Below are 6,931 nucleotides of genomic sequence, written 5' to 3' on the forward strand. Positions count from 1 at the left end.
CGGCCCGCTTCGCCAATCTCACCGCCGCCAGCTGCCGTTCCCGACAAGCACCGCGTTGTGATCAGCGAAGCCCGCTACTGTAGCACAGGTTTTTTTGGCAGAGCAAGAGGTTCGCAATATTCTTCTGAATCGTCTCAGGCGCCTGTCCGAGCGACGACCTCCTTCACCGCTGCACCACCAGACGAAGCCCTCTGCTCGTAGAAAGGCATTCGCGGGCGAGCTGGTTGGTCCGGGCGTCCCCGATGCCGTCCGATTCATTGATCGATCTATATATGAACCAGGCCGGCCGGCCGTGACCAGCAGGCGGTGCTCCGCGCGTCCTTCAATGAACCGCCGTCCCTGTCCGCGCAGATGCCAGCTCCCGTTCGGCAGTGCCCCGCGGGTCTTCGCTCTCCAGCACGCGGGTCAGCGCCGCAGCCAGCCTCAGGCTGTCCGCCCGCAGCACTCGCTGCTTCACGGCCGGGATCTGTGACGGATGCATGGAGAAGCTGCGCAGGCCCATGGCCAGCAACAACTCGGTGAAGTCCGGGTCGCCCGCCATCTCGCCGCAAACGCTGACGCCCTTGCCCGCTGCGCGCGCCTGGGCGATCGACTGATGGATGAGCTGCAGCACGGCGGGGTGCCAGGGGTCGTAGAGATGTGCGACGGCCTCGTCGGCGCGGTCGATGGCCAGCGTGTACTGGATCAGGTCGTTCGTGCCGATGGAGACGAAGTCGACATGCCGCAGCAGCAGCGGCAGCATGACTGCGGCGGCCGGGATCTCGATCATCACGCCCAGCTCCACGCGCGTGTAGGCATGGCCGGCATCGGTGAGCTGCTGCTGCACCTTCTTGACGGTTTCCAGGATCTGCCGGACCTCGCTGAGGTGGGCCACCATCGGGATCAGCAATCTGACCTTGCCGAACGCACTGGCGCGGTAGATGGCGCGCAGCTGCTGGCGGAACATGCTGGGCTCGGCCAGGCTCCAGCGGATGGCACGCAGCCCCATGGCCGGGTTCAGCACATGCTCGTGGCGCAGTTCGTTGACGGTGAGCCGGTCCAGCGGCTTGTCGGCGCCGACGTCGACCGTGCGTATCGTCACCGGCATGCCCCGCATGGCCTCGACGGCGGCCTTGTAGGCGGCGAACTGCTCGTCCTCGCTGGGCAGCTCGCCCTCGCGGTTCATGAACAGGAACTCGCTGCGGAACAGGCCGACGCCAGTGGCGCCGGCCGTCACCGCGGCCTCGGCGTCCGCCGGCATCTCGATGTTGGCGTGCAGTTCGATCTGTTCGCCATCCAGCGTGACCGCCGGCGTGTGCCGCAGGCGGGCCAGGCGGGCACGCTCGAGCTCGCTCTGACGCTGACGGAAGCGATATTCCTCCAGGACGATGGGCGAGGGGTTGACGATGACGGTGCCGGCGTCGCCGTCGATGATGACCCAGTCGTCCTGCATGATGAGGCGCGAGGCCTCGCGGGTGCCAACGACGGCCGGGATGTCCATGCTGCGGGCGACGATGGCCGTGTGCGAGGTCTTGCCGCCGATGTCGGTGATGAAGCCGCGGAAGACGCTGCGCTTGAACTGGATCATGTCGGCCGGCGCGATGTCGGCGGCGACGAGCAGCAGCGGGTCCTCGCCGGCGAAGTCGCGCGGCGTGATGGGGGCCGGCGCGTCACCCAGGGCCTGGGCCAGTGCACCCAGCACGCGTTCGACGACCTGCTCCAGGTCCGCCTTGCGCTCGCGCAGATAGTCGTCCTCCATCTCGTCGAACTGGCGCGCCAGCACCTCGAGCTGGGCGGACAGCGCCCATTCGGCGTTGTAGTGGCGTTCGAAAATCCACTGGCCGGCGCCGCCCGTGAAGGCCTCGTCGTGCAGCAGCATCAGGTGCACGTCCAGCAGGGCGGCTAGCTCGTGGGGCGCATCCTCGGGCAGTTCGGCCTTCAGCGTCTCGAGCTCCAGCGCGACCGCGTCACGCGCGCGCAGGAGACGGTCGAACTCGGCTTGCAGTTGGTCGACGGCGACGAAGTAGTGGGCCACGTCGACGCGGCTGGACGCCACCAGCACGGCCCGGCCGATGGCCACCCCGCGCGAAACCGCAATACCGAACACCTGGAAGCTCATCAGCTCACCCCGCAGACCGATGGGCCAATGTAGCCTGTCGCGCAAGCCCCGCGCGTCATGGTTTTTTCATAGGCCCTTCACTGCTGCGTCAAACCCGCCGCCCAGCATGCCGGGCATGAACAGCAGTCAAGACATCGTCACGCATGCACTGCCGCATGCGCCTTCCATCGTCCAGCGCCCGGTGCGCGCCACGTCCACAGCGCTGAGCGTGAGCTGGGCCCGCAGCGAGGCCGAAGTCCGCGAAGCGCAGGCGCTGCGCTATCAGGTGTTTGCCGTCGAGATGGGCGCGCGCCTGGCTCTGCCCAAGGGCGCGCCGGCTGGCCTCGACATCGACCTCTTCGATGCCTACTGCGAACATCTGCTGGTACGCACCGCCGGCGAGGACGGCGAAGCCGGCCCAGTCGTCGGCACCTATCGCGTGCTGACACCCGCGGCGGCCAAGCGCGCCGGCGGCTTGTACAGCGACACCGAGTTCGACCTGACCCGCCTGCGCGCGCTGCGCCCCCGCGTGGCCGAGATCGGCCGCTCCTGCGTGCACGCCGACCATCGCAGCGGCGGCGCCATCATCGCGCTGTGGGGGGCGCTGGCCGAGTTCATGGCCCGCAACGGACTGGACACCGTGATCGGCTGCGCCAGCGTCAGCATGCGCGACGGCGGCCATTTCGCGGCCAGCCTGTGGAAGCAGATCGCAGCCACCCATCTCGCGCCCATCGACTGCCAGGTGCGCCCGCGCCTGCCGCTGCCCATCGCCCATCTGCGCCAGGACCTCGCCGTCGAGCCGCCGGCGCTGATCCGCGGCTATCTGCGCTGCGGCGCCAAGCTGATGGGCGAGCCCGCCTGGGACCCGGACTTCAACACCGCCGACCTGCCGCTGCTGCTGCGCACGGCCGATCTGCCGGCGCGCTTTCGCCGAATCAGCTTCTAAGCCGGTTGGAGACAGAGCTACCGGCGGCGCTCGATCGGCCTGCCCCGCAAAGCCTTATTGACCCTCGCCGAACTTGTCGTTGACGAGGGCGGTGATCTGGTCCTGGGCGGCCTGCTCGTCCTCGCCATCCGTCTCCAGCTCGACCGAGGCACCGAGGCCGGCGGCCAGCATCATGACGCCCATGATGCTCTTGGCGTTCACACGCCGGCCGTTGCGGCTCATATAGACCTCGCATTTGAAGCCGCCGGCCAGCTTGGTCAGCTTGGCGGAAGCACGCGCGTGAAGACCCAGCTTGTTGCTGATGGTGAGGGTGGACTTGATCATTCGTCGGAAGGCAAGGGGGGCGTGGCGACGACGCCGCTGACCGCACCCTGCACGGCACGCCGGGCCAGTTCGGTCAAGGGCTTCTGGCTGGCGTAGCAGAGCGTGCGCCACAGCATGGGCACGCTGACACCGCTGAGCACCTGGATCTGCTCGCCCGCCAGGCGCAGCGCGCCGTTGCAGGGCGTCGCGCCGAAAACGTCGGTCAGCACCAGCCACTCGGGCTGGCCGGCCTCGGCCATCAGCGAGCGGGCCGCGGCCTCGACATCCTCGGCGCACATGCCGGGGTGGACATCGAGCACGGCCAGCGTCGGGGCGCAGTCCGGGAAGGTGTGCTCGGCCACCTGCCGCAACGCGGAAGCGAGCGGCGCATGGGCGATCACGAGCAGATTGGGCATGCCGGCATGTTAGCGGGCGGGATCGATGGCGCCGCCGACCCGCAGCCCGCCGACGAAGTTTTCCCAGGCCGCCACGTCATCCTGCTCGGCCGTCATCAGCGCCTGGTAGACCCGCCCGCCATGGGCGAACACGGCCACGCGGGTGACGCTGCCGGCCCCGGCCAGGCGGTGCTGGGCGGCCTCGCGCAGCGGCGTCATGCCCGGCACCTGCAGCGGTTCGGCGGCGGGCAGGGGCCGGCCCAGCTTGGTGGCCAGGGCCAGCGGCATGGCCTTCAGCGCCGGGCCGGCCTGGGTCGTGTCCGGCACGTCGGCCCAGGACAGCGCGAAGCCCAGCCCGCCTGCCTTGCACTGCGCCAGGCCCATGCCCTGGCGCTGCTCGGTCTCGGGCTTGCAAGGGAAGAGCGCCAGCGCCAGCGAGCCCGCGGGCCGGGACTCGCGCCAGTTCAAGGCCGGCTGGCAGGCGGCAAGCAGGCCAAGCATTAGGGCAAATCCGGCGGTGGGGCAGTGGCGCATCGGCGAATTATCGGCAGCGGCGCCGCGACAATTCCGCGATGCAACACAAGCCCTCTTCCCATGCGCCACAAGCGCTTTCTGGCGTGCGCGTGCTGGACCTGTCCCGTGTGCTGGCCGGCCCCTGGTGCACCCAGACACTGGCCGACCTGGGCGCGGACGTCATGAAGATCGAGCGCCCCGGCAGCGGCGACGACACCCGCGCCTGGGGCCCGCCCTATCTGAAGGATGCCGACGGCCAGGACACGACCGAAGCCGCCTATTTCCTCGGCGCCAACCGCAACAAGCGTTCGCTGGCCGTGGACCTGTCCCGGCCCGAGGGCCAGGCCATCGTGCGCAGGCTCGCGGGCCAGGTCGACGTGCTGGTCGAGAACTTCAAGGTCGGCGACCTGGCCCGCTACGGGCTGGACGCGCAGAGCCTGCTGGCCGAGCACCCCGGCCTCGTCATCTGCTCCATCACCGGCTTCGGCCAGACCGGCCCCTATGCCGAGCGCGCCGGCTACGACTACGCCGTGCAGGGCATGGGCGGGCTGATGAGCGTCACCGGCGAGCGCGACGACCTGCCCGGCGGCGGGCCGCAGAAGGTGGGGGTGGCCGTGGCCGACCTCTTCACCGGCATGTATGCCACCGTGGCCATCCTGGCCGCGCTGCGCCACCGCGACGCCACCGGCCAGGGCCAGGTCATCGACATGGCCCTGTTCGACACCCAGCTCGCGATGCTGGCCAACCTGGGCAGCAACTACCTGTGCAGCGGCAAGGCTCCGGGGCGCATGGGCAATGCCCACCAGAACATCGTGCCCTACCAGGTCTTCGAGGCCAGCGATGGCCACCTGATCCTGGCCGTGGGCAACGACCGTCAGTTCGCCAAGTTCTGCGACATCGCCGGCCGGCCGGACTGGGCCGCCGACCCGCGCTTCGCGACCAATTCGGAACGGGTGCGCCATCGCGCCATCCTCGTACCGCTGCTGGAAGACGCCATCCGCCAGCGCCCCCGCACCGACTGGCTGGCCGCGCTGGAGGCCGCCAAGGTGCCTTGCGGCTCGATCAACTCGATCGGGGAGGCGCTGGCCGACCCGCAGGCGCTGGCCCGCGGCGCCGTGCTCGACCTGCCCCATCCGCTGACGCCCGGGCTGCGCCTGATCGCCAGCCCGATGAAGCTGTCGGCCACGCCGGTCCGATACCTGCATGCGCCCCCACTGCTCGGCCAGCACAGCGACGAGCTGCTGCGCGAAGCCGGCTGCAGCGTGGAAGAAATCACGAACTGGCGTGCGGCTGGCGTGATCGCGTGAGTGCTTACCCACCCCCGAACCAAGGGTTTCCACCCACCCGGGGGATGGAGGTAGGCACGGCCTGTCCGCAGCATGCGTTTTCATACCGCGGCGGGCCCACAACCTAGAACCATCCGCCGCGGATTCGTCACCCCGGGGTCATGTCCACACCGCCTTCATCAGCGCCCGCCAGCGCCGCCAACGATGTCATGCCTGAGCCGACGCCGGTGCAGTGGGCGGACATCGTCCAGCAGTTGGGCGCCGAGATCGCCGGCCCGCTGAGCGCGGCACTGGAGCAGATCCAGAACCTCGCCACCACCGGCCAGATCGACCGCCGCGGCCTGCGCCTGCTGCGCCGCAGCGTGGACGACGCCCGCACCGCCGGCATGCTGGGCCAGCAGCTGGCCCGCCTGGCCTCCGGCCGGCTGCGCCTGAACCGCGAGCGCCAGCACCTCACGCAGATGCTGCGCAGCGTGCTGGCCCAGCGCAGCCGCGAAACCCAGGCGCGCGGTGTGCAGGTGCGCCAGTCGCTCAAGCCCGTCGAGATCTGGGCCGACGGCGCCCTGCTGTTCGCGCTGCTGAACGCTCTGATGGACTGGGCCCTGGCCAACACGCATTCCTCGGTCGACCTGCGCCTGGACCTGACGCCCTGGCCCGTGAAGGCCCGGCTGAGCTGCCGCTTCGCCCACCGCTCGCTGGACCTGCTGGGCGAGGACTCCGAGCCGCAGGACTCGTCGGCCAGCCTGGACTCCCTGGCCTGGCGGCTGCTCGAGCAGACCGCCATCACGCTGGGCGTGCTGCCGCTGCGCGAACAGGAAGCGGGCATCACGCTGCTGACACTGGAGTTCAACCAGCTCGCGCCCGATGAAGCCCCGGCGCCCGACAGCACCCACGCCCGGCTCGAGGCCGAGGCCGAGCGCATGGGCGGCAACTCGCGTCCGCTGGCCGGCTGCCAGCTGCTCATCCTGTCGGCCAACCGCGACCTGCGCACCGAAGCCCAGGCCGCCGTGCGCCATATGGGTATGCTGGTGGACGTGGTCGGCAGCGTGGCCGAGGCCGAGCAGTTCTGCCGCGAGGGCCTGCCGCATGCGCTGCTGTTCGACGCGGGGTTGACGAACGAGGCCCTGCTGCAACTGATCGCCGAGGTGATGCGCGACGCGCCCGACTTCAGCTTCGTCGAGATGTTCGACGGCGAGCATCGCACCCAGCTGTCAACGGCCACCAGCGACGGCGTGGCCCGCATCTCGCGCCGCCACCTGCCCGACGCCCTGCCCTCGCTGCTGATGTTCGAGCTGGCGAAGAGGAATTGAGAGATTTCTTAATGTGGAAGACCTCTCCTGCCGGACGTGACGACGCCTGACCTGACGCCGGCCGGAGCGTTGGGGCGCGATGGGAGGACGCGTCAGGCGGC

The 6,931-nt window shown here is 69.7% G+C and carries 7 protein-coding genes; 3 read left to right on the forward strand and 4 right to left on the reverse strand.

Features of this window, described 5'->3' with window-relative positions:
* Positions 1 to 322: 322 nt before the first annotated feature.
* Positions 323 to 2,098, reverse strand: a complete 1,776-nt coding sequence (gene ptsP, locus EV671_RS26115; protein ID WP_132576827.1) for a phosphoenolpyruvate--protein phosphotransferase — start codon at positions 2,096 to 2,098, stop codon at positions 323 to 325.
* A 115-nt stretch (positions 2,099 to 2,213) separates the two neighbouring features.
* On the opposite strand from ptsP, the gene EV671_RS26120 reads away from it, so the two are divergent.
* The gene (locus EV671_RS26120; RefSeq protein ID WP_132576828.1) at positions 2,214 to 3,023 is read left to right on the forward strand and encodes a GNAT family N-acetyltransferase; all 810 of its coding nucleotides are present in this window, start codon (positions 2,214 to 2,216) and stop codon (positions 3,021 to 3,023) included.
* A gap of 54 nt (positions 3,024 to 3,077) precedes the next feature.
* Here EV671_RS26120 and EV671_RS26125 read toward each other — a convergent pair whose 3' ends face one another.
* Genes EV671_RS26125 through EV671_RS26135 form a run of 3 tightly spaced genes read right to left on the reverse strand, consistent with a single transcriptional unit; the run spans position 3,078 to position 4,222 of the window.
* A complete protein-coding gene (locus EV671_RS26125) occupies positions 3,078 to 3,347 on the reverse strand; it encodes an HPr family phosphocarrier protein (protein ID WP_132576829.1) in 270 nt (89 codons plus the stop codon).
* A complete protein-coding gene (locus EV671_RS26130) occupies positions 3,344 to 3,742 on the reverse strand; it encodes a PTS sugar transporter subunit IIA (RefSeq protein ID WP_132576830.1) in 399 nt (132 codons plus the stop codon). Before EV671_RS26130 ends, EV671_RS26125 begins: the two co-directional genes overlap by 4 nt.
* Positions 3,743 to 3,751: 9 nt before the next feature.
* Complete coding sequence (locus tag EV671_RS26135) at positions 3,752 to 4,222, reverse strand: hypothetical protein (protein ID WP_132576831.1); 471 nt, start codon at positions 4,220 to 4,222, stop codon at positions 3,752 to 3,754.
* A gap of 71 nt (positions 4,223 to 4,293) precedes the next feature.
* Between EV671_RS26135 and EV671_RS26140 the strand changes: the two genes are divergently transcribed.
* Complete coding sequence (locus EV671_RS26140) at positions 4,294 to 5,541, forward strand: CaiB/BaiF CoA transferase family protein (protein WP_132576832.1); 1,248 nt, start codon at positions 4,294 to 4,296, stop codon at positions 5,539 to 5,541.
* Between the two features lie 188 nt (positions 5,542 to 5,729).
* A complete protein-coding gene (locus EV671_RS26145; RefSeq protein WP_132576833.1) occupies positions 5,730 to 6,830 on the forward strand; it encodes a hypothetical protein in 1,101 nt (366 codons plus the stop codon).
* Positions 6,831 to 6,931 lie beyond the last annotated feature (101 nt).

The organism is Roseateles saccharophilus, assembly GCF_004342485.1.
Classification (GTDB): Bacteria; Pseudomonadota; Gammaproteobacteria; order Burkholderiales; family Burkholderiaceae_C; genus Pelomonas; species Pelomonas saccharophila.

Bases quoted from the DNA above. Each gene is read 5' to 3' on its own strand.
- ptsP (WP_132576827.1), bottom strand. From the start codon at position 2,098: ATGAGCTTCCAGGTGTTCGGTATTGCGGTTTCGCGCGGGGTGGCCATC.
- EV671_RS26120 (WP_132576828.1), top strand. From the start codon at position 2,214: ATGAACAGCAGTCAAGACATCGTCACGCATGCACTGCCGCATGCGCCT.
- EV671_RS26125 (WP_132576829.1), bottom strand. From the start codon at position 3,347: ATGATCAAGTCCACCCTCACCATCAGCAACAAGCTGGGTCTTCACGCG.
- EV671_RS26130 (WP_132576830.1), bottom strand. From the start codon at position 3,742: ATGCCCAATCTGCTCGTGATCGCCCATGCGCCGCTCGCTTCCGCGTTG.
- EV671_RS26135 (WP_132576831.1), bottom strand. From the start codon at position 4,222: ATGCTTGGCCTGCTTGCCGCCTGCCAGCCGGCCTTGAACTGGCGCGAG.
- EV671_RS26140 (WP_132576832.1), top strand. From the start codon at position 4,294: ATGCAACACAAGCCCTCTTCCCATGCGCCACAAGCGCTTTCTGGCGTG.
- EV671_RS26145 (WP_132576833.1), top strand. From the start codon at position 5,730: ATGCCTGAGCCGACGCCGGTGCAGTGGGCGGACATCGTCCAGCAGTTG.